We start from the raw sequence: 23,319 nt of genomic DNA on the forward strand, positions 1-23,319 counted from the left end.
TGACAATGTCGTGATCCCGCCATAGTCTGGGGAGCGTGAGCGTCCCCAACGTCCGGCTCGCGATCGACGAGCTGACGACCCGCGTCTACCTGCTCCTGTTGCGCCATCCCTCCCCGAGGCGCAGCGCACTGGCGGGCGAAGGGCTCACCGAGGACGAGCTCACGGTGGCCCTCGACAACCTTCAGGGGCGCGGCATGATCAACGCCTCGCGGCGCGACGTCATCGAGGTCTACCCGCCCGACACGACCCTTCCGGCCTGGGCCGCCGACCTCGAGCGGCAGGCACGCACCACGCGCTCGGCGATCGAGGGCCTGACCCACATGTACAACGAGGCGCGCGCCGAGGGCGGCGGCTCCCAGGTGAGCCGGGACGTCGCCATCCTCGACACGGCCGAGGACGTCGAGGCGGCCTACTTCCGGGCGACCCGCCGGGCCGAGAACCGGTGCGTGCGGCTCTTCGCGCGCAGCGAGCGCATGGACGAGATGGTCATCAATCACCCCGACTCGATCGCCCTCGCGCACAGCAGCGTCACGAGCCCGACGCTGGAGCGCCAAGCGGTCTTCGAGCAGTCGATCCTCGAGGTGGAGGGGGCCTTCGCCGCCCTCGAGACGATGCGGGCGGACGGCATCGACGTGCGCCTCACGCCGCACCTCGCGTTCTCCGTCCTGGCCGTGGACCGCTCCATCGCCGTCATCGACATCAGCCACCTCGACTCCGGGGGCGGCTCGCTCTACGTCCAACAGCGCCAGCTCGCCAGCGCCCTCATGGACATGTGTCTGGGTCTCTTCGCCCTGAGCACCCCGCTGCCGCGCACGCCGCGTGGCACGGCCATCGCCCGCCTCACCGAGCGTGACGGCCAGATCATGGCGCTGCTCGCCGCCGGTGCCAGCGACCTCACGATGGCCCGTCAGCTCAGCATCTCGCAGCGCACCGTCGAGCGACGCGTCAGGACGATCATGGTGGAGCTCGGTGCGACGACGAGGTTCCAGGCCGGCGCGATCGCCGGACGCCGCGGCCTCATCTGACGTCGGCTTCTCACGACGTTCCGGAGACCGGCGGTGAGGGGGTCCGGGCACGCGTAGACTCGTTCCTTCCGTGCGCGCTGCGCACCACACCCACGTCGCTCTGCAGGGAGGGCTTCGACCGTGACGACCACGCGCCCCGGTGCCACTGACACCTCGGCGGACGTCGCCCGCGAGATCGCGTTCGAGCAGGCCCACGTCGACCGCGTCTACGCCGAGCTCACGAAGGCCGGGGCCCGCGCCGCCGACGTCGAGGCCGACGGCCTCGCCCGCGGTCGGACCAGCCGCACGGGGGACGTGCGCGACGAGGAGCTCACCGGGCTCTTCGAGCGCGATGCCCTCGTGTATGCCGCCGCGAGGCGCCGCTCCGCGATCGAGAAGCAGTACGAGGGCCTCGTCTTCGGCCGCTTGGACCTCGGCGACATGGACACGCCGTCCGCCGAGCGCGACATCCGGCACATCGGGCGGCTCGGGGTCCGCGACGACGAGTACGAACCGCTCGTCATCGACTGGCGCGCACCCGCGGCGTCGGCGTTCTACCGCGCCACGCCCGTCGACCCGATGGGCGTGCTGCGCCGCCGCGTGCTCCGCTGCAAGGGCGCCACCGTCATCGGCGTCGAGGACGACCTCATGGTCCCCGAGGCGCCCGACGACATCGTCGTCGTCGGCGACGGCGCGCTCATCGCTGCCCTGACCCGCAGCCGTGGCCGGCAGATGCGCGACATCGTCGCCACCATCCAGCGCCACCAGGACGAGGCGATCCGGGCGCCCTCACGTGGCGTCACCGAGATCACCGGTGGCCCCGGCACCGGCAAGACGGTCGTCGCGCTGCACCGCGCGGCATACCTCCTCTACTCGGAGCGGCGACGCTTCGAGTCCGGCGGCATCCTCGTCGTCGGTCCGTCGGCGGCCTACACGGCATACATCGAGCGGGTCCTGCCCTCGCTGGGCGAGGACAGCGTCTCGCTCCGTGCCCTCGGCGACCTCGTCGACGGGGTCACGGCCGCGCGTCTCGACCAGCCCGAGGTCGCCGCGGTCAAGGGTTCGCTGAGGATCCGGCGCCTGCTGTCGCGGGCCGCGTCCAGGCCGCCGGCGGGCGCTCCCTCCCAGCTGCGGGCGTTCATCAACGGGCACGCCGTGCGCCTCGACGAGGCTGTCCTGCACCGCATCCGACGCCAGGTCCTGCGTTCCAGCCAGCACAACCTCGCGGCCAAGCAGGCTCGCGAGGAGCTGGCCCAGGAGGCGTGGCGTTCGGTCCGCCAGGGCGACCGTGACGAGTTCTTCGACGCGTTCGACACCTCCCGCGACGTCGACGAGTTCATGGACGCGTGGTGGCGCCAGCTCGACCCGCGCGAGGTCCTGCTCACGCTCGCCGACACCGACCACACCTACCGCCTCGCCCGCGGAGTGCTCGACCACGAGGAGGGCGCGGCCCTGGCCCACTCGCTGCGTGAGGCGCTCGAGCTGGGCACCTGGTCGGTCGCCGACGTCGCCCTCATCGACGACCTCTCGGCCCGCCTGGGTCTCGTGCAGGTGCCCGAGGCGGAGGAGCGCGGGTTCTACGACATCGAGGAGTACGACGACCTCTCCTCCTACGGCGTCCTCGACGTCCGGGCCGGGGTCGACCGTCGGGTGATCCCCACCTCGAGCCAGAGCGTCGTCACGCCGGCAGACGCCCGTGGACGCCTGCTCCACGGACGGATCGATCGCCCCTCCGGCTCGGCCCACGTGCTCGTCGACGAGGCGCAGGACCTCTCACCCATGCAGTGGCGCACGCTCGCGCGCCGTGGCCGCAACGCGTCGTGGACCGTCGTCGGCGACGCCGCCCAGGCGTCGTGGGGTGACCTCGAGGAGGCCCGGACGGCCCGGCTCGAGGCCTACGGGTCGCACGCGGTGCGTGGCTTCCACATGGACACCAACTACCGCAACGCCCGCGAGATCTTCGACTACGCCCGCGACGTCATCCTGCCGCTCGTACCCGACGCCGACATCCCGGCAGCGGTGCGCGGGACCGGGGTCGAGCCGGTCGACTCCGTGGTCGAGCCACCGCCCGTGACGTCGGTCGAGCAGGCCGTCGACGGGCTGCTCAGCGAGGTCGAGGGCTCGATCGCGGTCATCACGCCGCGCCGCTGGGCCGATCGCCTCGCCCACCTCGACGGTGTCGGCGAGGGCCGGGTCCAGGTCATCGACCCCCTGTCGACCAAGGGCCTCGAGTGGGACGCCACGGTCGTCGTCGACCCGGACGCGATCATCGACGAGTCGCCGGGCGGGGTGCGCGTGCTCTACGTCGTGCTCACCCGCGCGGCGCACCGCATGACGGTCCTCCGGCCGAGCTGAGACCCGACTTTCTTGCCCTGAGACCACCCGATCGCGGGTGATTCCGGCCCGCGGCGGTGGTCCTGGGGCAAGAAGTCGGTGTGCCGGTCAGTCCAGGAGGGTGTGGCGCTCGATGATCTCGTGCCGGCCGGGGCCGACGCCGATCGCCGAGACGCGGGCGCCGATGAGCTCCTCGACGCGCAGGACGTAGGCCTGGGCGTTGCCGGGCAGCTCCTCGAAGGTGCGGCAGCCGGAGATGTCCTCCCACCAGCCGGGCAGCTCCTCATAGATCGGCTTCGCGTGGTGGAAGTCGCTCTGCCCCACCGGCATCTCGTCGTGGCGCACACCGTCGACGTCGTAGGCGACGCAGATCGGGACCGTGTCGAGGCCGGTGAGGACATCGAGCTTGGTGATGACGAAGTCGGTCACGCCGTTGATGCGGGTGGCGTAGCGGCCGATGACGACGTCGAGCCAGCCACAGCGGCGCGGGCGCCCCGTGGTCGTGCCGTACTCGGCGCCGGTCTTGCGCAGGAACTCGCCGTTGTCGTCGTCGAGCTCGGTCGGGAACGGGCCCTCACCGACGCGGGTCGTGTAGGCCTTGAGGATCGCGATGACGCGCGAGACACGGGTCGGCGGGATGCCCGACCCTGTGCACGCCCCACCGGCGGTCGCCGACGAGGAGGTGACGAACGGGTAGGTGCCGTGGTCGACGTCGAGGAGCGTCGCCTGACCAGCCTCGAGCAGGACGTTCTTGCCGTCGTTGAGCGCCTGCTCGAGCACGAGCGCGGTGTCGGCGACCATGGGACGCAACCGGTCGGCATACGACAGGAGCTCCTCGACGACACGGTCGGCCTCGGCGGCACGGGTGTTGTAGATCTTGACGAGGACCTGGTTCTTGAGCGCGAGGGCCGCGTCGACCTTCTGGCGCAGGATGCCCTCGTCGAAGATGTCCTGGATGCGGATGCCGACGCGGTTCATCTTGTCGGCGTAGGTCGGGCCGATGCCGCGGCCGGTGGTGCCGATCTTGCGGGCGCCGAGGAAGCGCTCGGTGACCTTGTCGAGGGTGCGGTTGTAGGGCGCGATGACGTGGGCGTTGGCGCTGACGAGCAGCTTGCTCGTGTCGACGCCGCGGGCGGTGAGCCCGTCGAGCTCCTCGAAGAGCACCTCGAGGTCGACGACGACGCCGTTGCCGATGATCGGCGTGACGCTCGGCGTGAGGATGCCGGAGGGCAGCAGGTGCAGGGCGTACTTCTCGCGCTGGCCGTCCTCACCCTCGATGACGACGGTGTGGCCTGCGTTGTTGCCACCGTTGAACTTGACGACGTAGTCGACGTCCTCGCCCATGAGGTCGGTGGCCTTGCCCTTGCCTTCGTCGCCCCACTGGGCTCCGACGAGCACGATTGCCGGCATGCGATTGTCCTTCCCTGCGCGGGCGGTCGCCGCGCGTGCGTGACATGCGAGGAGCCCGGCGCGTGGCGTTCGCGACGGGCCCCTGATGCCTCCAGCCTATCGGGTATGCCGTCCGCCCACCGATGCTGCCGGGCTCGCCGCGCTCGTCGCGGCCAGTGCGACGCCGAGCTGGAAGCGGGTGTCGACGCCGTGGATCGACATGAGCGCGGCGACCCGGCGACGCACCGTCCGCAGCCCGACGCCGAGGAAGCGGGCGATGGCCTCGTCCTTGAGCCCCATGCCGAGCAGCTCGACGAGACGCTCGTCCCCGGGCACGCTCGCGGCATACGGCACGGCGTGCGCGTGCTCCCACGCGAGGTCGAAGTAGGCCGCGAGCGTCGAGATGAGCAGCGGGTCGCGGATGAGGACGTAGCCGGAGGACACGTCGCCCCATTGGCGAAGGGCGACGGCGCCGACGTCGCCGAACACGGCGTACTCCGAGGCGATCTCCGGAAGGAGCCGCTGCTCCTCCCCGACGGTCGACCACGAGCGGAGCCACTGCAGTCCTTGGGGGGTGTCGAGCGAGTGGGCGGGGTAGATGGTCCGCTGGACGTTGCCCTCGGCGATCCACTGCTGGTTGTCACGCATCGTCGTGTCGTCGAGGGCGGGTCCGGCGTCGACGACCATGACGAGGTTGCGCAGGATCCCGCTGGACTCGTGGATGAGGCGCTGGACCACCGTGGGGGCCATCTCGTCGCTGATCGGCTCGACCCCGGGGGTCGAGGTCGACGAGGTCGACTCGGTGAGCCGGCCGAGCAGGTTCCGGATCTGGCGGAGGTCGCGCAGCCGCTCCTCGATGCGCGAGTCCTCGCGGTCGAAGTACTCCTCGAGGAGCCGAGGAGGCGAGGTGACGTTTCCTGAGGTCAGCGGCATGGGCCCACCCTTTCCGCACGAACGGTTGGCAGGTTGCTGCCATTGGCACCTAAGTGTCGCAGAAATGCGCCTCGGCGTTGCATGATGGGCCCGCACGGCCGACGTGGCAGGGGACACGCGGACGTGAACGCGCTTCGGCGCGGTGCTCCCTGGCAGGGGCCGGAGAGGGGCTCGGACCGCAAGGTCCGAGCCCCTCTCTCATGCTGCCGTGACGTGGCGGCAGGTGCGGCGCCGGTCAGAGACCGAGCTCGCGCGCCCCCGTCGTCGACGAGTCCCGCAGGAAGTCCGCGCACCGGCGCTCCTCGTCGGTTTCACCGATGAGCCCGGCTGCCCGCGAGAGCACGGCGAGCGCGCGCAGGAAGCCACGGTTGGGCTCGTGCTCCCACGGCACCGGGCCCTGTCCGCGCCAGCCGTTCTTGCGCAGCGAGTCGAGAGCGCGGTGGTAGCCGGTGCGCGCGTAGGCGTAGCCCTCGACGGTGCGCCCGTCGGCGAGCGCCTCCTCGGCGAGGGTCGCCCACGCGAGCGAGGACGTCGGGTTGGCCGCGGCGACCTGGTCGGCGGCGACGCCCTCGCCGAGGAGTCGGGCCGCCGGGTCGACCGGCAGTCGGGTCTCGGGGATGCCCAGGAGGTTGTCGGTCATCGCGTCCTCAGGCCTGGTGGGTGCCGGCGGAGCGCAGGTTCTCGCAGGCCTCGATGACGCGGCGGGCCATCGCCGCCTCGGCCTCCTTGCCCCAGGCGCGGGGGTCGTACTGCTTCTTGTTGCCGACCTCGCCGTCGATCTTGAGGACGCCGTCGAAGTTGCGCAGCATCCACTCGGCCACGGGTCGGGTGAAGGCGTACTGGGTGTCGGTGTCGACGTTCATCTTGACGACGCCGTAGTCGACGGCCGCGGCGATCTCCTCGGCGGTCGAGCCGGAGCCACCGTGGAAGACGAGGTCGAACGGACGCCCGTCGGCACCGAGGCCCAGCTCGCTGGCGGCGGCCTCCTGCGCGGACTTGAGGATCTCGGGGCGCAGCTTGACGTTGCCCGGCTTGTAGACGCCGTGGACGTTGCCGAAGGTGAGGGCCGTGAGGTAGCGCCCCTTCTCACCGGCACCGAGCGCCGTGACGGTGGCGATCGCGTCCTCGGGCGTCGTGTAGAGCTGCTCGTTGATCTCGTTGGCGACACCGTCCTCCTCGCCACCGACGACGCCGACCTCGATCTCGAGGATGACGTTGGCCGCCTTGCAGGCCGCGAGGAGCTCCTCGGCGATCTGGAGGTTCTCGTCGAGCGGCACGGCCGAGCCGTCCCACATGTGGCTCTGGAAGATGGGGAGGCCGCCGGCCTTGACCCGCTCGGTGCTGGCGGCGAGCAGCGGTCGGACGAAGCCGTCGAGCTTGTCCTTGGGGCAGTGGTCGGTGTGGAGCGCGATGTTGACGGGGTAGTTCTTCGCGACCTCCTCGGCGTAGGCGGCGAGGGCCTTGGCGCCGGTGACCATGTCCTTGATCGTCGAACCCGACGCGTACTCGCCGCCGCCGGTGGAGACCTGGATGATGCCGTCGCTGCCCGCCTCGGCGAAGCCGCGGATCGCGGCCGTCACCGTCTGGCTGGACGTGATGTTGATGGCCGGGTAGGCGAACGAGCCGCTCTTGGCCCGGTCGAGCATGTCGGCGTAGACCTCAGGTGTTGCGATGGGCATGGGGATCTCCTTCGAAGGACGAACCGGGTCGCTTCCGATCCTTCCACGCTGACCCCTGCTGGCAACACCGTGCCCAGCGATCGGCCCAGCACCCGTCAGGCAGGTCCGAGAGCGTCCCGACGACTCTCGAGGTGGCGTCGCTCGATCTCGTTGTCGCACAGTGCGATCGACTCGGAGAGGCTGGCCCGGGCGGCCTCGACGTCGCCGGCTCGTGCCAGCAGCTCACCGCGGACCGCTGGGAGCCGGTGCCCGGCCATCTCGACCCCGTCGAGCAGGGCCAGCCCTTGGCGTGGCCCGTCCGCCTCGGCGACGGCGACCGCGCGGGCCACCCGGACCGCTGGTGAGGGGGTGAGCCGCTCGAGGCCGGCGTACAGGTCGGCGATGCGGTCCCAGCGCGTGTCCTCCGGTCGCGGCGCGGTGGCGTGCTCGGCCGCGATGAGGGCCTGGAGGCGGTAGCTCGCGGCGAGCGGTGACGACGGGGCAGGTCCTCGCTCGCTCTCACCCAGCAGCCTGAGCGCCTCAGCGATCTCGTCGTGGTGCCACCGGTCGCGGTCCTGGTCGGCGAGGAGCACGAGCGCACCGTCCGGCCCGACGCGGGCGTCGCGCCTGGAGTGCTGCAGGGCCATGAGCACGATGAGGAGGTCGAGGGTGTCGCTCCCGTGCAGGCTGCGAGCGACCCGCGCGAGCCGCAGCGCCTCACCGGCGAGCTCGGCCCGGAGGAGGTCGGGCCCGCTCCCGGGCGCGTAGCCGGCCGTGAACGCGAGGTATGCCGTGTGCGCGACGACGTCGAGCCGCTCCCCGATGGCGTCGGTCCCCGGAATGGCGAACGGGATGCCCGCCGCGACGACCTTCTTCTTGGCACGGGTGATCCGTGCCGCCATCGTCGCCTCCGGGACGAGGAAGAGCCGGGCGATGTCCGGGGTCGAGATGCCCATGACGAGCCGGAGCGAGAGGGCGCTCGCACCCTCGGGAGGGAGGGCCGGGTGGGCGCACATGAGCACGAGCCGCAGCAGGTCGTCGTCCACGACGCTGCCGTCGTCGACCATGACGCCCTCACGGGGCCGCCGCTCCGCCTCGACGGTGAGCAGGGGCTCCTTGCGGGCGGCCATGGCCTCGGCCCTCAGCCGGTCGAGGATGCGGCGCCGCGCGGCGGTCACGAGCCAGCCCGTCGGGTTGTCCGGAGTGTTGGCAGCGGTCCAGGTGGCCTGCGCCGTGGCGACGGCCTCGCCGAGCGCGTCCTCGACGAGGTCGAGGCGACGGAACTGCGCGAGGAGCAGGGCGACCAGCCGGCCCCACTCCTCGCGCACGACGCGCTCGAGAGGCGTCATCCGACCCGCTCACCCGAGGAGTCGAGCTCGACCACGGAACGGACCTCGACGGCATACGCCGGTGGGAGGAGCGAGGCGGCCGCGATGGCGACGTCGAGGTCGGGGAGCTCCACGTCGTAGTAGCCCCCGATCATCTCGACGGACTCCGTGAACGGGCCGTCGCTGACCACGCGCCGGCCGTCGGCGTGCCGGACCGTGGTCGCGGTGTCAGCGTCGGCGAGCGGCGCCCCCGAGATCCGCCGCCCGTGCTCGTCGACGAAGCGGTCGAAGGCCGCGTGGCCATCGACGTAGGCCGCCCGCTCCTCGGGGGTGGCCGACTCCCAGCCACCGGGCTCGTAGGCGAGGAGGAGGAGGTAGCGCCTCATGTCACGCGGTCCTCGGCGGTAACGACGCGGCGCACCTCGACGCCACCCATCCCCGTACGGCCGTGGTCGGGGCCGGCGACGAGTCCGACGAGCTGGAGAAGGTCGTCGAGGTCGTCGGTCTCGACCTCGTAGTAGCCGGTGAGCTGCTCGGCCGTCTCGGCGAAGGGACCGTCGCTGACGAGGACGTTGCCGTCGGCGTCCGCCCGCACGACCTTGGCCTCGCGCGAATGGGTGAGCTCGGCCCCGCCGACCACCGTGTGCCCGTTGGCCCTCAGCTGCCTGCCGAACTCGTCGTGCCGGGCATAGACGGCGTCGCGGTGCTCCTGCGGCGCCTGCTCCCAGGCAGACTCGTCCCCCGGCAGGAGGACGACGTAGCGCGGGCTCATGAGGCGCGGTCCTCGTCGGTGACGACCGGACGCACCTCGATGTTGTCGCCGAGCTCGGCGAGCATGCGGCAGCACTCCATCAGGTCGTCGAGGTCGTCGGTCTGCACCTGGTAGAACCCGCCCACCTGCTCGGCGGTCTCGACGAAGGGGCCGTCGGTGACGGGCCCACCCCCGGCGCGGATGGACTTCGCGGTCGAGCTCCCCTGCAGCTCGGCGCCACCGGTGACGACGTGGCCGCGCTTCGTGAGCTCCTCGTCGAAGCGGCCGTAGACGGCATACCCGGCTGCTCGCTGCTCCTCGGTCATGGTGGTCCACCAGCGGTCGGCATCGCCGACGATGAGGACGACGTACTCCTTCATGTCCCTGTCCTTCCTGCCTCAGACGAGCGTGCGGAACTCGATGTGCTCGCCGCGCGCGGCGAACTCGGTGCAGATGCGGCGGAGGTCCGCTTCGTCCTCGGTGTCGACGAGGTAGAAGCCGACGACCTGCTCGACGGACTCGGTGAAGGGGCCCTGCGTCACGAGCGCCCCTCCCGTGCCGTCGGGCCGCATCGAGGTCGCCTCGGCCGAGGGCTGGAGCGGACTGGTCGTGACGAGCGTGTGCCCGCCCGCCTCGAGGTCGCGGTGGAACTGCTCGTGCGACCGCATGCCCTTCTCGTGCTCCTCGGGTGGCAGCCGATCCCACTCCGCCTCGGGTGCGGGCAACAGCAACAGGTGGCGACTCATCGTGCTCCTCGTGGTCGTGACGGTGAGGTCGCGGGTGCGACCTCACCCACCTGACGAGCGAACCACAGCCGAATCGACAAGCGGCCGCAACTCGTTGCTCGTATGCCGTTGCGCCCGCTTCCTTGGTAGCCCTCGGTCCGCGTGGACCTCATAGGACGTCGACCTCCCGCGTGGTCAGAAGGGGATGGTGTCGGAAGTGGGGGGTGGCGGTCGGTGCGGGAGGTCGAGGACGACGAGGGTGTGGCGTCCGGTGTCGCGGTGGCGGGTGCGGCCGGTGTGGTGGTCGGTGCGGGGTGGTGGTCCGGAGAGGAGCTGGCCGCGGGCGTTCCAGACGGTGGGGCGGGTGCGCCGGGGTGGGACGGCGTGCTGCTCGAGGAGGTCGTGGAGCTCGTCCTCGAACGTGGTGGGCAGCTCGAGGTCGTGGGCCGCCGACGGCGCCGACTCGGCGGCGCGGCTGGTGCCGGGGGTCGTTGGTGGGAGCTCGTCGTTGTCAGGGCAGGCCGGGGTGGCGAGGTGGAGGTGGTCGACGGGCCAGGTGGTGTGGGCGCGCCCGGTGGGGTCGTGCCAGGTGACGCGGGCGTCGGGGTGCAGTCGCAGGGTCCAGCCGGGGCGTTGCTTGATGCGGTGGTGGCGCCGGCAGAGGGCGATGAGGTTGGTGGGTGCTGTGGGTCCGGTCGGCCAGGGTCGGACGTGGTCGAGGTCGCACTGGCGGGCGGGGGTGGCGCAGCCGGGGAAGCGGCAGGACCCGTCGCGGAGGCGGACGAGGCGGGCCATCTCTGCGGGGACGCGGTACGTCGGCGTCGGGTCCTCGGCGCGAGGTCGGGGCCGGGAGCGGCGGGTCCGTCCGGACGCGAGGGCTTCGGGGACGTCCCCGGCGAGGATCGCCCCGGTGTCGGGGTCGCAGGTCAGCTCCCGCTCTGCGTTCGTGGAGCTGGTGTCGGCGCCGTCGAGCCACGCGCGGGGCACGAACGTCGTCCCGGGCGCCCCGAGCCCACCAACCTCGACCAGCCCACTCTCACGATGCTCATTCCGGCAGGCCCGCTCAGGTCCGGCTGTGCCCGCGGAGGTGGCGGGTGACTCTGCATGAGCCGACTGCGGGGAGGCGGCGTGGCCGGCGGCCGTGTGGTCATCCTCGCCCGTCGCGTCAGCGGCGGGAGCAGCGTCCTTCTGGGCATCAGTGGTGGTGTCGGCGGCGCGGGTGGTGTGGACGACGACGCGCACGTCGCAGTGCTCGAGGATGAGCTCCATCATCGCGTCCGCGCGAGCCTTCTCCAGGGTGTCGGCGTGCCCCTCGCGGACGAGCTCGCGGGCGCGTTCGGTGACCGCGGCCCACGCGACCCGGGACTGCTCGACCCGGAAGTCGCCGCGCCAGTGGTCGGTGCCGTGCACCCCCAGGCGGCGGGTCAGACCGCGCCGCTCCCGCTCGTCCTCGGCCTCCTTCGCGACCGCCTCGGGGTCGACCTGCGCGGCGGTGCGCGCGACGAATCGCCGCAACGGCCCCGGGGTCAGGCCCGCCCAGTGCTCCGCGACCCGCGCGACGACCTCGGCTGCGGACTCGTCGTTGAGGAACTCGGTCTCCTCGGTGACGATGGAGGCGCGGTGCTCATCCAGGTCACCCGAGGCCATCGCGTCGACCACCGCCGGGGTCCGGGTCAGCTGCCGGATCGCGGTGAGGATCCGGTTGGCCGCGACGTGCACCGAGCACCCCAGCCTCGGCGCCGCGAGCTCCGGGGCGTCCAGCCGCTGGTGCCCCAACCCGTGGTGCACCTCCACCGTTGTGCCGTCCTCCTGCAGGTGCGGCTCACACGCCGACAGGTGCGCCAGCGCCACCGCCTGCCGCGCTGAGGCGGCGTCCTTCTCCCGCTGTGCCTCCTCGATGATGTCCAGCAGCTCCTCGTTCTCAACTCGCCGGCGCTGGCCCGCAGCGCGGCATACCGGCCCTCGAGGGCTGCGGTTGCAGAGGCGGCTTCCATGCCCCAATCATAGTCGAACATGCGTTCGAGTTCGACTTTTGCACAGAACCAATATCGCTGTGACACAGGACATCTGTCTCCAGGCGTCACTTCGACGTCAGAGCCTGAGTGCCTCAGGAAGCGCCGCCGCGTGGACGACCGTGAGGTCGGAGACGGCGCGGGTCAGCACGACGTAGAGGCGCCGCAGACCGGTGCGCTCGTCGGGCTCGGCAGCAGCGATCTCGGCGGGCTCGAGGACGAGCACGTGGTCGAACTCCAGACCCTTGGCCACCGTGGCGGGCACGACGTCGACCTGGTGGTCCACGTCGCCATGGGTCGCCCCGAGCGTGCCGTGCTCGATCCCAGCCGCGTCGAGCGTTGAAGAGACCTCGGCCACCCGCGCATCCGGCACGATGACGCCGATGCTGCCCTCCAGCACTCGCAGCCGATCCACCTGTGCCGCAACCTCGCTCACGAGCTCTTCTCGATCCACCGCGACGAGGTCCAGCCGTCCGGGGTTGTCACGGACGGACTGCGGCGCCGCCAGCCCCGGCGCGGCCTCGGGGAGCAGCCGGGCCGCGAACTCGATGACGCTGGCTGGCACCCGGAACCCTCGACGCAGTTCGGAGACGACGCCGCCCGGCTTGCCGAGGTGGGCCAGGCTCTCCTCCCACGACGCCGTCGACCACGGGGTCGTCCCCTGTGCGATGTCGCCCAAGACGGTCGCCGCACCCGTCGAGCATCGGCGACCGACCGCCCGCAGCTGCATCGGCGAGAGGTCCTGGGCCTCGTCCAGCACCACGTGACCGAGGCTCGGCGTCCGGTTGAGGAGGTCCCCGAGCTCGTCGAGCAACCACGTGTCCGCAATCGACCAGCTAGTCGATCCCGGTGTGCGAGAGGGCTTCTCCCACAGGAGTAGCCGCTGCTCCTCCGGCGTCAACACGTCTCCCGCCGCGGCCGCGAGTGCCTCACCGTCGGACAGCAGCCGGTGGAGCAGCGCACGCGCGTCGACCTTGGGCCAGATCGACGCGGCATACGCCTTGACGGGCGCACTGCGCGCGACGGCGTCCTGGACCCGGTCGTCGGGGTACTCCCCCAGCGCCTCCATCCGCACGAGGACGGCGTGGGCGAGCCGCTGTGGGAGCAGCTGCCGGGCAGCGTCGTAGCGGATCTCGCGTCCCGCGAGCCCGTCGACGAGCGGAGCGATGTCGTATGCCGGGATGCGCCACCTGCGTGACCCGCGCGGCACGACCATCGCCTCGCTCGGCGGGACGAGGTGCGACCACACGGCCCGGTGGAGCACCTGCGCCATGCGGGCGTCGCCCTTGAGCCGGGACACCTCGGCCGACTCGGTGGCGCGGATCGGCACCGAGGCGGTGAGGGCCTCGATGCTCGTGTGCCGGACGTCGACCTCGCCGAGGGTGGGGAGCACTGCCCCGATGTGTTCGAGGAAGGCCTCGTTGGGCCCGATGACGAGGACGCCGCTTCTGCTCAGCCGCTCCCGGAAGGCATACAGCAGCCACGCCGCACGATGCAGTCCGACCGCGGTCTTGCCGGTGCCGGGTGCTCCCTGGATGCACACGGTCGTCGTCGCGTCGACGCGCACGAGCGCGTCCTGCTCGGGCTGGATCGTCGCGACGATGTCGCGCATCGGCCCGACGCGGGGACGCTCGATCTCGGTCGCGAGGATCTGCGACTTCGCGTCCGGTTCGGTGGCGTCGAGCAGGTGCTCGTCCTCCATCGCGGTGATCCGACCGTGGTCGTAGCCGAAGCGCCGGCGCAGCCGCACCCCGAGCGGGTCCGCGTGCGAGGCGCGGTAGAACGTCGTCGACACCGGCGCCCGCCAGTCGATGACGAGCGGGTCACCCATGTCGTCGGTGACGTGGCGGCGACCGATGTACCAGCGCTCGTCGGTGTCGAGGTCGACCCGCCCGAAGAACAGCGCGGTGGTGGGGTCGTCCTCGAGCGAGCGGGCCCGGCGCCACAGCGTCTCGGCCAGCGCCTCCGAGGAGACCGCGTTGCCGCCCTGGACGTCGAGGGCGAGGGTGCGCTCGCGCATCCGGGCCAGCTCGGCGCGGGCGTTCGCGAGGTGGGCGCGCTCCTCCGTGAGCTCCTCATGAGTGGGCATGACGATGTCGCCTCTCCTGAGCTCAGGGGTGAAATGGGGGAGGGACAGCCTAGGTCACGGGTGAGCGAGCGTCACCCGGATGTCGGTCCACCACGACAGGCGACCTTCGCCGGCGCGCTCCTCGAGCATCGGCTGGACCTGGTCGAGGATGAGGTCGAACGAGCCGTTCGCCTCGTGCAGCTCGAGCAGGGAGCGTTGCCCCTGCGACCACGTCCAGTCCCACCACTGCTCCGGGTCGGCGAAGTCGAGGCGGGCGCGCATCTCGGTCGTCGTGACGTCCTGCCAGCCGTGCTGCACGAGCAGGTCCTCCATCGCCTCGACCGACGCGAAGACCCCCTGCCTGGCGATGTTGCCGAGGGGTCGTGACGCCTCGGGGAGCCCGCCCACGAGCTGCCCGTACTCACGGTCCCAGCTCTCGTCCGCCTCACCGAACCACGTGAAGCCGAGTCGGCCGGCAGGCGAGAGCGCGTGGCGATAGCGGTCGAGCGCGGCCCCGAGGTCGGGGAGGAAGAACAGCACGAGGCTCGCCTGGATGACGTCCCACGGACCCGGCGGGGGTCGGCGGCGTCACCGACGTCGGCCGTCAGCCACGGCAGGTCGGCGGCCTCCGCACGCAGCCCCCGCACCATGGCCGGTGCGAGGTCCGTCGCGACGACCTCACCGGACGGCCCGACGAGCGCCGCCGCACGCAGGGCACTCGCGCCCCGACCGCAGCCGAGGTCGAGCACCCGCTCCCCCGCCTGCGGTGCGGACCGCGCCACGAGCGCCTCGGCGACGGGTCCGAAGAAGTCGACTCCCACCTGGTCGTAGGTCGTGGCGGCACGGTCGAACACGCCCGCGATGGCGGCGCTGCGCGCCTCGGGCGACAGATCGCTCATGGGGCCAAGTCTGGCCCCGGCTCCTCCGCGCCTGTGACGGTTTGGCCGAACGTGTGCCGCCGGACCCAGGCGTGCATGGCGATGGCGGCAGCGGCGCCGGCGTTGATCGACCGGGTCGACCCGAACTGCTCGATGTGCAGCGTCGCCTCGCACTCGGCACGCATCGCCTCGGACAGCCCCGGCCCCTCCTGCCCGAACACGAGCATCGCGTTCCTCGGCAGGTCGTAGGTCTCGAGGGCGCGGCTGCCGGGCAGGTTGTCGATCCCGAAGAGCCGTATGCCGTGCGCTCCGGCCCACGTCGCCAGGTCACCGGGCGTGGGGTGGTGGTGCTCGTGCTGGTAGCGGTCGGTGACCATCGCTCCCCGGCGGTTCCACCGGCGCCGGCCGACGATGTGGAACGCCGCCGCCCCCATGGCGTTCGCGGTGCGCACGACCGAGCCGATGTTGAAGTCGTGCTCCCAGTTCTCGATCGCGACGTGGAAGTCGTGCCGCCGGGTGTCGAGGTCGGCCACGATCGCCTCGTGCCGCCAGTAGCGGTAGGCGTCGACGACGTTGCGCCGGTCCCCGTCGCGCAGCAGGTCCGGGTCGAGCCGGTCGTCCTCGGGCCTCGGGCCCTCCCACGGGCCCACACCGACGGGGTCTCGATCGTCCCCGACGGGGTCTCGCTCGTCGTCCATCAGGACAGCATCCCCGACTCGTAGGCGCGGACGACGAGCTCGGTGCGGTGCCGCGCGCCGGACTTGGCCAGAAGTGACCGGACGTGGGACTTCACCGTCTCCAGCGAGATGAAGAGCGACTCGGCGATCTCGGAGTTGGTGCTGCCACGAGCCATCTCCGCCATCACCTCCCGCTCGCGTGCCGTGAGGCGGCCAACCCATCGAGGCGCCCTCGTCGACGCGTGCGGGACCGCGACGCTCCGGATCGCCTCCGGGAAGACCAGCGCCTCCGTCCGCGCCACCGTCCGCACCGTCATGAGGAGCTGCTCAGGCGTTGCCCGCTTGAGCACGAATGCACGAGCGCCGGCCAGCAACGCGTCCCGGACGTAGGAGTCGTTCTCGAAGGTGGTCAGCACGACCACGGCCGGACCTCCCTCACGCGACGCCAGAGCCGCGGTCGCGGCGATGCCGTCGATGTGCGGCATACGGACGTCCATGAGGACGACGTCCGGAGAGGACCGCGCCACGAGGGACGGGACGTCGGCACCGTCGGCCCCCTCGCCGACGACCTCGATGTCGCCTTCCAGGCCGATGATCGCCACCAGACCGGACCGGACGAGGTCGTCGTCGTCGACGACGGCGACCCGGATCACCTGGTCGGCAGCGTCGCCCGCAGCAGCCACGTCCCCTCCTCCTCGATCCCCGCGCTGAGGCTCCCGCCGTCGAGGAGGACCCGCTCACGCAACCCTTGCAGACCAGACCGCTCGGACGCCACCGACTCGTCCGAGTCGCCAGCCACGGCATTGCGGACCTCGAGGACCGCTGTGCCAGAGCGGGATTCGAGATTGACGTCGACGAGTCCGGTCCCGTGACGGCTGGTATTGGTGAGGGCCTCCCTGGCCACTCGACAGATGGTGTCCGCGACCGTCGTGGGCAGGACCAGGCTCGACGGCGCCCGGAAATGCAGCTCTGCCGGGTGCTGCTCGAGAATCCTCCGGAGCTGGACGACGACGTCCGACGTGGCCGCCGGCGTCGCGCCACCCTCCTGCTGAGACCGCCGGCCTCGGAGGGCGCCGACGGCCGCGTCGACGTCGGCCTGAGCCCGTCTCCCGAGGTCCTCGACCGCCGCCATCGCGCGTTCCGCCGCCCCGGGGTCGGTCCGGAGGAGCCTGCGTGCCGCCGACGCCTGGAGCGTCATCGCGGTGAGGCGGTGCCCCAGCGAGTCGTGCAGGTCGCGGGCGAGGGCGTTCGCCCGGGCCAGCGCACGCTCACGCTCGGCGGCCACGGCGACCCGCTCGACGATCGTCGGGCCGATGACCCGCGGCGCGAGGCGCTCCAGGAGCGCGCCGGCTGCCCACACGAGCCCACCGACAGCAGCCAGGGCAAGCACCCCCGGCACGACGAGCCAGGCGGCGTCCCACCCGGACCCCGTCCGGAACGCGGCTCCACCGAGCGGCCGCGCGAGCTCGTCCGCGCCGGTGAAGGGATGGGCGATGAGTCCCACCCCGACAGGCAGCAGGTACAGCAGGCCCACGCCGACGACCAGGCCCACGACCAGCAGGACGAGCAACCACACCGCCCCGCGGCGTCGGGAACCCCAGTCGTGCGGCGCGGCCACTGCGGGCAGGTCGAGTCCCAGCAGCGTGCGTGCCGCGGACACCTCGACCGGACGTACCTCCGGCAGGTGCGCGACCCAGAGGACGATGGCACCGAAGACGACCGCGATCACGGCGAGCAGCCCACGGTTGAGGGGCGTCTGACCCGGAGCGAACATCGACACCACGACGGCCCCGGCGGCGACGGCGACAGGGAGCGCCACCGCCACGGCAAGGAAGACGTGGGCGACCCTCCCCCAACCGACACCGCGCTGCATGAACCCACACTGGCATGCACCCGGCCTCCGCGAATCCCTCACCCGAGGGAGACGAACCCCTCGGGAGTGTGATGCGGCGACGTGCCGTGCCGCCCAGAGTCGTTGTCATGACCACGACCCTCGACCACCCCACGCCCACCCGACCCTCCCGGCCCGGCCCCCTCCGGATCGCCCTCGCCACGGTTGCCGTACTCGCCACATTGCCCTACGTCGTCCTCAAGCTTCTGTGGCTGAGCGGCTCGGGCGTGGGCCTCGCCGATCCCGACGCGTTCTCCGACCCGGTCATGGTCACGGCCAACGCCGTGACGCTCCTCATGGAGCTCACCGCCGCGGGACTCGCCGTCCTCCTCGTCCTCGAGGTCGGCCGACGGATCCCGGCGGCCGTCGTGCACGTCCCCATGTTCGTGGGAACCGGGCTGCTCGGCGGCATCCTCGTCGTTCTCCCGGTCGAGGCCGTCCGGCGCTCCCTGTCCTCACCGAGCGCCGGTCCGAGCACCGGTCCGAGCACCGCGCAGGGCAACGCCACCGACAGCCCGATCGCGGACTGGGTCTTCGCCATGGTCTACGGCGGCTTCGGCGTGCTCGGGCTCTCGCTCCTCGCGATCTTCGCCCTGCACGCCTGGGACCGTTGGATCCGCCCCGGGGGGTGGACGACGCGGGTGTCCGCCTGGGTACCGACCTCCGCACGACAGCGGCGTCTCACCGTCGTCCACGGGGTGGGGATGGTCGTCATCTGCACGGCGGGGCTCCTCGTCGCCGCACGCGCCGACCTGGTCGGGTCCCACGACGTCGTGGCGGTGCTCATGGCTCTGGTCTCCAGCGCCGGCCTCATCGCCCTGGCGTTGCGCTCCCCCGGGTCTGTGCGCGGTTCGACCGCCCTGGTCATGGCGTATGCCGGGGCGGCCGTGGTGGCCGCCTGGGGCCTGTACTTCTTCGTCGTCCTGGTCCTCCCGAACCCGCTGCGCGGCGACGAGCCCGTCCCCGCGGGACTCTTGGCGCTCGAGCTCCTCAGGGGCGTCAGTGGAGTGATGACCGCCTTCGCGGCCGCCCGCCTGGGCCGCGTGGGCCACCGATGAGCACCGGGACGCTGGGCAACCCGACCACCCAGAGGCGCTGGCCGGCATACGTGATGGCGGTCCTGTCACTGGGGTACGCCCTCGGAAAGGCGGTGTATGCCGCCCAGGGCCGGATGGGTTTCCCCACCGGTCCGGTGGTGTCGCCCGAGGAGCACGAGCGCTATGCGCGGGAGGTCATGGACGTGTCCCTCTCGCAGTGGCTGGGCTGCGCGACCGGCGTGCTCGGCGCGGCCATCTCGATGGCGACGATCACCCGAGCGGGTCGGCTGTTGCCGCGGACGCTGGTGCTCGTCGCGCTGGCGGGCATGGTGCTCGGCGTCGGCGCGGGCGCCGCCGTGGTCGTGGTCGACGGGTTCGTCGGCATCGGGGTGGGCTGGCGTTGGTTCCACGGCGTGGTCGGCCTCGCCACCCTCGGCGCACTCGTCCTCACGACCCACTCCTACGTCCCCTCGACCGACAGTCGCCGCCGAGGTGCCCGGCAGCCACAATGACGCTCATGACCACACAGCTGCTGGGCGAGAGGGACAACTACGCGGACTACCTCCGCAGCCGACGCGAGGGCTTCGTGCGCAAGTGCGAGGGGCTGACGCCCGAGCAGCTCGCGCTGCGGTCGGTGCCGCCGTCGACGATGTCGCTGCTCGGCATGGTCCGCCACCTCGCCGAGGTCGAGCGGGTCTGGTGGCGGCGCACTCTTGACGGTCGGCAGCCCGACCGGCTGTGGGGCCCGCGCGGCCACGACGACGACTGGAACGGCGCCGTCGGTGAGCAGGCGGCCGTCGACGATGCGTGGGCGGCCTGGCGCGAGGAGGTCGCCTTCGGCGAGCAGTGGCTCGCCGAGCATGACGACATGGGCGCCGTCGTCGACGGCGGGCACCACGGGCAGCTCAACGTCCGCGACGTCGTCGTCCACCTCATCGAGGAGTACGCCCAGCACCTGGGCCACGCCGACCTGCTGCGCGAGTGCATCGACGGCCGCACCGGGCAGTAGCCCTCGCCGGCTGGCGACGACGGGTCAGTCGACCGAGACGGTGAGGAGGCAGACGCTGTCCACGTCGGCCCTGACGTCGTGCCGCGCCTGCGGGATGACGCGGCCCGACCCGGCCGGCAGGGTCCAGGACCGTCCGCCGCTGCTGAGCACCACCTCGCCCGCGAGGCAGACGAGCGAGGCCGGACCCGGGGCGTCGTGGTCCGGCAGGCCGCCACCGGCAGGAAGCCCGAGGAGGAGCGCCTTCTGCCCCGGCTGGCGGACGACGACGCGGACCGCCTGGGCACGGCCGCCCTCGCGCGCCTCCGCGACGAGTCGTGCGCTCTCGTCGACGAGGTCGACGACCGGCTCGTCGGTGCCGACCACATCGGCGGAGCCCTCCCCGTGGTGGGTGTCGTGGGCCTCGCCGTCGTGGGCCTCGCCGTTGTGGGACCCGCCGTGGCTCACTGCACCTTCTCCCAGCCTCGCTTGGGGGCACGGCTTCCCGTTGCCCGTCCGGTCCGCTCGTCACGGCTGCGGTAGACGATGTAGGGCCGGGTGAAGTAGCCGAGCGGCGCCGAGAACACGTGCACGAGACGGGTGAACGGCCACATGGCGATGAGGACGAACGCGAGGAAGGCGTGCAGCTTGAACCCCAGCGGCGCCGAGGCCATGAGGCTCGCGTCCGGCTGGAACCAGAAGATCTGTCGGAACCACGGAGAGACGCCGTCGCGGTAGTTGTACTCGCCGCCGATCGTGAACAGGCTTCCCGCGATGGTGTTCCACATGCCCAGGACGATGACGGTGCCGAGCACGGCATACATGACCTTGTCGTTGACCGTGGTGGCCGAGAAGACCGGGCCCACGGTCCGGCGGCGGTAGACGAGGATCGCCAGCCCGACGACCGCCGCGATGCCGGCTGGGATGCCGCCCGCGAGCGCGATGACGTGGTAGGCCTCGTGGCTCAGCCCGACGGCGTCGGTCCAGTCCTGGGGCAGGAGGAGCCCCATGACGTGGCCGAGAACGACCCCGAGCATGCCGAAGTGGAAGAGCGGGCTGCCGATGCGCAGCAGCTTGCTCTCGTAGAGCTGGGAGCTGCGCGTGGTCCAGCCGAACTTGTCGTAGCGGTAGCGCCAGACGTGCCCGACGACGAAGACCGCGAGGCAGATGTAGGGGAAGATCACCCACAGGAAGGTGCTCAACGCGGGCCTCCGATCGTGACGGGCGTGGGACCGCTGGGCTGGTGGTCCTCGGACCCGGGCAGGGCGTACGGCGCGTTCATCTCGGTGCTCAGCCCCACGAGCTCGGCCGGCGGGCCCTCCTCGATGAGCCGGGCGAGCGCCTGGTGGTCGTCACCCGCGAGCACGGGCAGCGTTGCCCTGAGGGCCTCGACGACGTCGAGCCACGGCGAGGCGCGCTCGACGAGGGCAACCCGGAGCAGCTCGATGCCGACGCGGTGGTCGTTGAGCAGTCGCCAGGTCGTCCCAGCGTCCACGGTCGCGCCGAACTCGAGGACGACGCAGAGGTGGTCGGGCAGCTCGGCGTCCTCGTCGGTGAACTGCACGCCGTGACGCCGGTAGTCCTGCTTGATCCGCACGAGGGCCGCGCCACGGTTGCGGGTGTCGCCGTGGAGGAAGTAGGTGAGGTGCAGGCAGCAGCGACGGGTGACGTCGAAGGTGTCGACGTAGTCCCGCTGGAGCTCGCCCAGAGAGGTGTCGGCGACGTGGGCGAGGAAGCGGCGCAACGGCATACGGACGCGCTCGGGAAGTCCGTCGACCACCTCGGTGAGCATGGGCACCCGCTCGAGCAGGGTCTCGTCGGGGTAGTCGAGCAGGAGGGAGACCACCTGCCACGCGCTCGCCTGGTGCTCCGGAGACAGCGTGGAGGACGAACGGCGGTGACGCCGCCAGGGCATCATGACCGGGCCTCGCCGTCGGTGCCCGAGCCGGTGCCGCCGTTGCTGGGCTCGGGGAGGTCCTCGCCCTGGCGGTCGGCCGGTGTGGGCGGGAAGATCCCGGGCGGCGCGCCCTTGCCGTCCCAGTTGAGCAGGTTGACCCGGCCGCGCGTCGTGCCGCCGCCGACCAGGGTCTCGGAGGTCTGGCGCTCCTGGAGCATGCGGAAGTTCTCGACCGCCACCGGTGTGGCCGACCCCCGCCCGGAGCCCTCGCCGAACGGGCCCGACAGCTCCATCAGCTCGTCGTCGTAGCTCGTGACCGGGCAGTCGGTGGCCAGCTCCTCGAGCCCGTGCGCCTCCTCGACGTGAGCGGTCGGGATGACGTAGCGGTCCTCGTACTTGGCGATGGCGAGCAGCCGGAACATGTCGTACATCTCCTCCTCCGTCATGCCGACGGCGGCGGGGATGTGCTCCTGCGGGTCGCGCCCGAGGTTGATGTCGCGCATGTAGGACCGCATGGCCGCGAGCTTGCGCAGCACGAGGTCGACGGGGGGGGTGTCACCGGCGGTGAAGAGGTTCGCGAGGTACTCGACCGGGATCCTCAGGGCGTCGATGGCGCCGAAGAGGTTGTCGGAGTCCTCCGCGTCGTGGCCGGTGTCCTTGAGGACGTCGACGACCGGCGAGAGCGGCGGGATGTACCAGACCATCGGCATCGTCCGGTACTCCGGGTGCAGCGGCAGCGCGACCTTGTAGGTGTTGATGAGCGCGTTGACGGGCGACCGCTGTGCGGCCGAGATCCAGTCTCCCGGTATGCCGGCACGCTCCGCCTCGCGCTGGACCTCGGGGTCGAACGGGTCGAGGAAGACCGAGCGCTGCGCCTCGTAGAGGTCGTGGTCGTCCTCGACCGAGGCGGCCTCGAGCACCTTGTCGGCGTCGTAGAGCATGAGGCCGATGTAGCGCAGCCGCCCGACGCACGTCTCCGCGCAGACGGTGGGGATGCCCACCTCGATGCGGGGGTAGCAGAAGGTGCACTTCTCGGCCTTGCCGGTCTTGTGGTTGAAGTAGACCTTCTTGTAGGGGCAGCCCGTGACGCACATGCGCCAGCCGCGGCACTTGTCCTGGTCGACGAGGACGATGCCGTCCTCCTCGCGCTTGTAGATCGCGCCGCTCGGGCACGACGCCGCGCACGACGGGTTGAGGCAGTGCTCGCAGATGCGCGGCAGGTAGAACATGAACGTGTCGTCGAAGGCGAGGGTGACCTTGTCCTCGATGCCCTTGAGCATCGGGTCCTTGGCGGCGTGCTCCTGGCTGCCCCCGAGGTCGTCGTCCCAGTTGGCCGACCACTCGATGTTGACCGGCTTGCCGGAGATGAGCGAGTGCGGGCGGGCGACGGGGAAGTGCTTCTGGGAGGGCGCGGTCAGCAGGGTCTCGTAGTCGTACGTCCACGGCTCGTAGTAGTCGCTCAGCGCCGGCATCTTCGGGTTCGAGAAGATGTTGAGCAGCTTGCTCAGCCGGCCGCCGGCGCGCAGGGTGAGCCGTCCGCCGTTGGTCCGGGTCCAGCCGCCCTTCCACTTCTCCTGGTCCTGGTAGCCGCGCGGGTAGCCCAGTCCCGGACGGGTCTCGACGTTGTTGAACCAGACGTACTCCATGCCGGAGCGGTTGGTCCACGCCTGCTTGCAGGTCACCGAGCAGGTGTGGCACCCGATGCACTTGTCGAGGTTCATGACCATCGCCATCTGCGCCATGACCTTCATG

General features: G+C 71.5%; 24 protein-coding genes and 1 pseudogene. 5 read left to right on the plus strand and 20 right to left on the minus strand.

What is annotated here, in order from left to right:
- The first annotated feature begins 35 nt into the window (after nt 1-35).
- Both LL946_RS05255 and LL946_RS05260 read left to right on the plus strand, forming a co-directional pair.
- Complete coding sequence (locus LL946_RS05255) at nt 36-1,025, plus strand: LuxR C-terminal-related transcriptional regulator (RefSeq protein ID WP_404385496.1); 990 nt, start codon at nt 36-38, stop codon at nt 1,023-1,025.
- Nucleotides 1,026-1,145: 120 nt separating this feature from the next.
- The gene (locus tag LL946_RS05260; RefSeq protein ID WP_404385498.1) at nt 1,146-3,359 is read left to right on the plus strand and encodes a HelD family protein; all 2,214 of its coding nucleotides are present in this window, start codon (nt 1,146-1,148) and stop codon (nt 3,357-3,359) included.
- A gap of 87 nt (nt 3,360-3,446) precedes the next feature.
- Here the strand turns inward: LL946_RS05260 and LL946_RS05265 are convergent, their stop codons facing one another.
- From LL946_RS05265 to LL946_RS05340, 16 genes and pseudogenes are all read right to left on the minus strand, one after another.
- Nucleotides 3,447-4,748: an adenylosuccinate synthase gene (locus tag LL946_RS05265; protein ID WP_404385500.1), complete on the minus strand. Its 1,302-nt coding sequence runs from the start codon at nt 4,746-4,748 to the stop codon at nt 3,447-3,449.
- A 96-nt stretch (nt 4,749-4,844) separates the two neighbouring features.
- Nucleotides 4,845-5,660, minus strand: coding sequence for a hypothetical protein (locus LL946_RS05270; protein WP_404385502.1), 816 nt, complete (start codon nt 5,658-5,660; stop codon nt 4,845-4,847).
- A gap of 235 nt (nt 5,661-5,895) precedes the next feature.
- Nucleotides 5,896-6,300, minus strand: a complete 405-nt coding sequence (locus LL946_RS05275; protein ID WP_404385503.1) for a DUF3151 domain-containing protein — start codon at nt 6,298-6,300, stop codon at nt 5,896-5,898.
- A gap of 7 nt (nt 6,301-6,307) precedes the next feature.
- Nucleotides 6,308-7,339: a class II fructose-bisphosphate aldolase gene (fbaA, locus tag LL946_RS05280; RefSeq protein ID WP_404385505.1), complete on the minus strand. Its 1,032-nt coding sequence runs from the start codon at nt 7,337-7,339 to the stop codon at nt 6,308-6,310.
- A gap of 95 nt (nt 7,340-7,434) precedes the next feature.
- Entirely contained in the window at nt 7,435-8,667 is a 1,233-nt protein-coding gene (locus LL946_RS05285; RefSeq protein WP_404385507.1) for an RNA polymerase sigma factor, read from the minus strand.
- Nucleotides 8,664-9,032, minus strand: a complete 369-nt coding sequence (locus tag LL946_RS05290; RefSeq protein WP_404385509.1) for a YciI family protein — start codon at nt 9,030-9,032, stop codon at nt 8,664-8,666. Before LL946_RS05290 ends, LL946_RS05285 begins: the two co-directional genes overlap by 4 nt.
- Nucleotides 9,029-9,418, minus strand: a complete 390-nt coding sequence (locus LL946_RS05295) for a YciI family protein (RefSeq protein ID WP_404385511.1) — start codon at nt 9,416-9,418, stop codon at nt 9,029-9,031. The genes LL946_RS05290 and LL946_RS05295 overlap by 4 nt, the downstream gene beginning before the upstream one ends.
- Complete coding sequence (locus LL946_RS05300) at nt 9,415-9,777, minus strand: YciI family protein (RefSeq protein ID WP_404385513.1); 363 nt, start codon at nt 9,775-9,777, stop codon at nt 9,415-9,417. Before LL946_RS05300 ends, LL946_RS05295 begins: the two co-directional genes overlap by 4 nt.
- A gap of 18 nt (nt 9,778-9,795) precedes the next feature.
- Nucleotides 9,796-10,143, minus strand: a complete 348-nt coding sequence (locus LL946_RS05305) for a YciI family protein (RefSeq protein WP_404385515.1) — start codon at nt 10,141-10,143, stop codon at nt 9,796-9,798.
- 174 nt (nt 10,144-10,317) lie between these two features.
- Complete coding sequence (locus LL946_RS05310) at nt 10,318-12,123, minus strand: DUF222 domain-containing protein (protein WP_404385517.1); 1,806 nt, start codon at nt 12,121-12,123, stop codon at nt 10,318-10,320.
- Between the two features lie 90 nt (nt 12,124-12,213).
- Nucleotides 12,214-14,223 carry a HelD family protein gene (locus tag LL946_RS05315; RefSeq protein ID WP_404385519.1) on the minus strand — a complete coding sequence of 670 codons (2,010 nt, stop codon included), beginning with the start codon at nt 14,221-14,223 and terminating at the stop codon, nt 12,214-12,216.
- Between the two features lie 54 nt (nt 14,224-14,277).
- Nucleotides 14,278-14,742, minus strand: a complete 465-nt coding sequence (locus LL946_RS05320) for a hypothetical protein (protein WP_404385521.1) — start codon at nt 14,740-14,742, stop codon at nt 14,278-14,280.
- Between the two features lie 101 nt (nt 14,743-14,843).
- Nucleotides 14,844-15,101, minus strand: a pseudogene (locus LL946_RS05325) (methyltransferase domain-containing protein); the annotation flags it as partial.
- The gene (locus LL946_RS05330) at nt 15,098-15,778 is read right to left on the minus strand and encodes a TrmH family RNA methyltransferase (RefSeq protein WP_404385523.1); all 681 of its coding nucleotides are present in this window, start codon (nt 15,776-15,778) and stop codon (nt 15,098-15,100) included. The gene LL946_RS05330 and the pseudogene LL946_RS05325, both read right to left, overlap by 4 nt.
- Nucleotides 15,778-16,440, minus strand: a complete 663-nt coding sequence (locus LL946_RS05335; protein WP_404385525.1) for a response regulator — start codon at nt 16,438-16,440, stop codon at nt 15,778-15,780. The genes LL946_RS05330 and LL946_RS05335 overlap by 1 nt, the downstream gene beginning before the upstream one ends.
- Nucleotides 16,407-17,630, minus strand: a complete 1,224-nt coding sequence (locus LL946_RS05340) for a sensor histidine kinase (protein WP_404385527.1) — start codon at nt 17,628-17,630, stop codon at nt 16,407-16,409. Before LL946_RS05340 ends, LL946_RS05335 begins: the two co-directional genes overlap by 34 nt.
- 107 nt (nt 17,631-17,737) lie before the next feature.
- On the opposite strand from LL946_RS05340, the gene LL946_RS05345 reads away from it, so the two are divergent.
- The 3 genes from LL946_RS05345 to LL946_RS05355 are packed head-to-tail and all read left to right on the plus strand — an operon-like array spanning nt 17,738 to nt 19,694.
- A complete protein-coding gene (locus LL946_RS05345; RefSeq protein ID WP_404385529.1) occupies nt 17,738-18,706 on the plus strand; it encodes a hypothetical protein in 969 nt (322 codons plus the stop codon).
- Nucleotides 18,703-19,197: a hypothetical protein gene (locus LL946_RS05350; protein WP_404385531.1), complete on the plus strand. Its 495-nt coding sequence runs from the start codon at nt 18,703-18,705 to the stop codon at nt 19,195-19,197. The genes LL946_RS05345 and LL946_RS05350 overlap by 4 nt, the downstream gene beginning before the upstream one ends.
- 5 nt (nt 19,198-19,202) lie before the next feature.
- Entirely contained in the window at nt 19,203-19,694 is a 492-nt protein-coding gene (locus tag LL946_RS05355) for a DinB family protein (RefSeq protein WP_404385533.1), read from the plus strand.
- 24 nt (nt 19,695-19,718) lie between these two features.
- Here the strand turns inward: LL946_RS05355 and LL946_RS05360 are convergent, their stop codons facing one another.
- The 4 genes from LL946_RS05360 to narH are packed head-to-tail and all read right to left on the minus strand — an operon-like array spanning nt 19,719 to nt 23,318.
- Nucleotides 19,719-20,138: a hypothetical protein gene (locus LL946_RS05360; protein WP_404385535.1), complete on the minus strand. Its 420-nt coding sequence runs from the start codon at nt 20,136-20,138 to the stop codon at nt 19,719-19,721.
- On the minus strand, nt 20,135-20,872 hold the full coding sequence (gene narI, locus LL946_RS05365) for a respiratory nitrate reductase subunit gamma (protein ID WP_404385537.1): 738 nt from the start codon (nt 20,870-20,872) through the stop codon (nt 20,135-20,137). The genes LL946_RS05360 and narI overlap by 4 nt, the downstream gene beginning before the upstream one ends.
- A complete protein-coding gene (narJ, locus tag LL946_RS05370) occupies nt 20,869-21,588 on the minus strand; it encodes a nitrate reductase molybdenum cofactor assembly chaperone (RefSeq protein ID WP_404385539.1) in 720 nt (239 codons plus the stop codon). Before narJ ends, narI begins: the two co-directional genes overlap by 4 nt.
- On the minus strand, nt 21,585-23,318 hold the full coding sequence (gene narH, locus LL946_RS05375; protein ID WP_404385541.1) for a nitrate reductase subunit beta: 1,734 nt from the start codon (nt 23,316-23,318) through the stop codon (nt 21,585-21,587). Before narH ends, narJ begins: the two co-directional genes overlap by 4 nt.
- Nucleotide 23,319: the final 1 nt, after the last annotated feature.

Source organism: Knoellia locipacati, assembly GCF_044791685.1.
Classification (GTDB): Bacteria; Actinomycetota; Actinomycetes; order Actinomycetales; family Dermatophilaceae; genus Knoellia; species Knoellia locipacati_A.

What these genes read in the sequence shown, in the direction of transcription:
- LL946_RS05265 (WP_404385500.1), bottom strand. Translation starts at nt 4,748, where the DNA reads ATGCCGGCAATCGTGCTCGTCGGAGCCCAGTGGGGCGACGAAGGCAAG.
- LL946_RS05270 (WP_404385502.1), bottom strand. Translation starts at nt 5,660, where the DNA reads ATGCCGCTGACCTCAGGAAACGTCACCTCGCCTCCTCGGCTCCTCGAG.
- LL946_RS05275 (WP_404385503.1), bottom strand. Translation starts at nt 6,300, where the DNA reads ATGACCGACAACCTCCTGGGCATCCCCGAGACCCGACTGCCGGTCGAC.
- fbaA (WP_404385505.1), bottom strand. Translation starts at nt 7,339, where the DNA reads ATGCCCATCGCAACACCTGAGGTCTACGCCGACATGCTCGACCGGGCC.
- LL946_RS05285 (WP_404385507.1), bottom strand. Translation starts at nt 8,667, where the DNA reads ATGACGCCTCTCGAGCGCGTCGTGCGCGAGGAGTGGGGCCGGCTGGTC.
- LL946_RS05290 (WP_404385509.1), bottom strand. Translation starts at nt 9,032, where the DNA reads ATGAGGCGCTACCTCCTCCTCCTCGCCTACGAGCCCGGTGGCTGGGAG.
- LL946_RS05295 (WP_404385511.1), bottom strand. Translation starts at nt 9,418, where the DNA reads ATGAGCCCGCGCTACGTCGTCCTCCTGCCGGGGGACGAGTCTGCCTGG.
- LL946_RS05300 (WP_404385513.1), bottom strand. Translation starts at nt 9,777, where the DNA reads ATGAAGGAGTACGTCGTCCTCATCGTCGGCGATGCCGACCGCTGGTGG.
- LL946_RS05305 (WP_404385515.1), bottom strand. Translation starts at nt 10,143, where the DNA reads ATGAGTCGCCACCTGTTGCTGTTGCCCGCACCCGAGGCGGAGTGGGAT.
- LL946_RS05315 (WP_404385519.1), bottom strand. Translation starts at nt 14,223, where the DNA reads ATGCCCACTCATGAGGAGCTCACGGAGGAGCGCGCCCACCTCGCGAAC.
- LL946_RS05330 (WP_404385523.1), bottom strand. Translation starts at nt 15,778, where the DNA reads ATGGACGACGAGCGAGACCCCGTCGGGGACGATCGAGACCCCGTCGGT.
- LL946_RS05340 (WP_404385527.1), bottom strand. Translation starts at nt 17,630, where the DNA reads ATGCAGCGCGGTGTCGGTTGGGGGAGGGTCGCCCACGTCTTCCTTGCC.
- LL946_RS05345 (WP_404385529.1), top strand. Translation starts at nt 17,738, where the DNA reads ATGACCACGACCCTCGACCACCCCACGCCCACCCGACCCTCCCGGCCC.
- LL946_RS05350 (WP_404385531.1), top strand. Translation starts at nt 18,703, where the DNA reads ATGAGCACCGGGACGCTGGGCAACCCGACCACCCAGAGGCGCTGGCCG.
- LL946_RS05355 (WP_404385533.1), top strand. Translation starts at nt 19,203, where the DNA reads ATGACCACACAGCTGCTGGGCGAGAGGGACAACTACGCGGACTACCTC.
- narJ (WP_404385539.1), bottom strand. Translation starts at nt 21,588, where the DNA reads ATGATGCCCTGGCGGCGTCACCGCCGTTCGTCCTCCACGCTGTCTCCG.
- narH (WP_404385541.1), bottom strand. Translation starts at nt 23,318, where the DNA reads ATGAAGGTCATGGCGCAGATGGCGATGGTCATGAACCTCGACAAGTGC.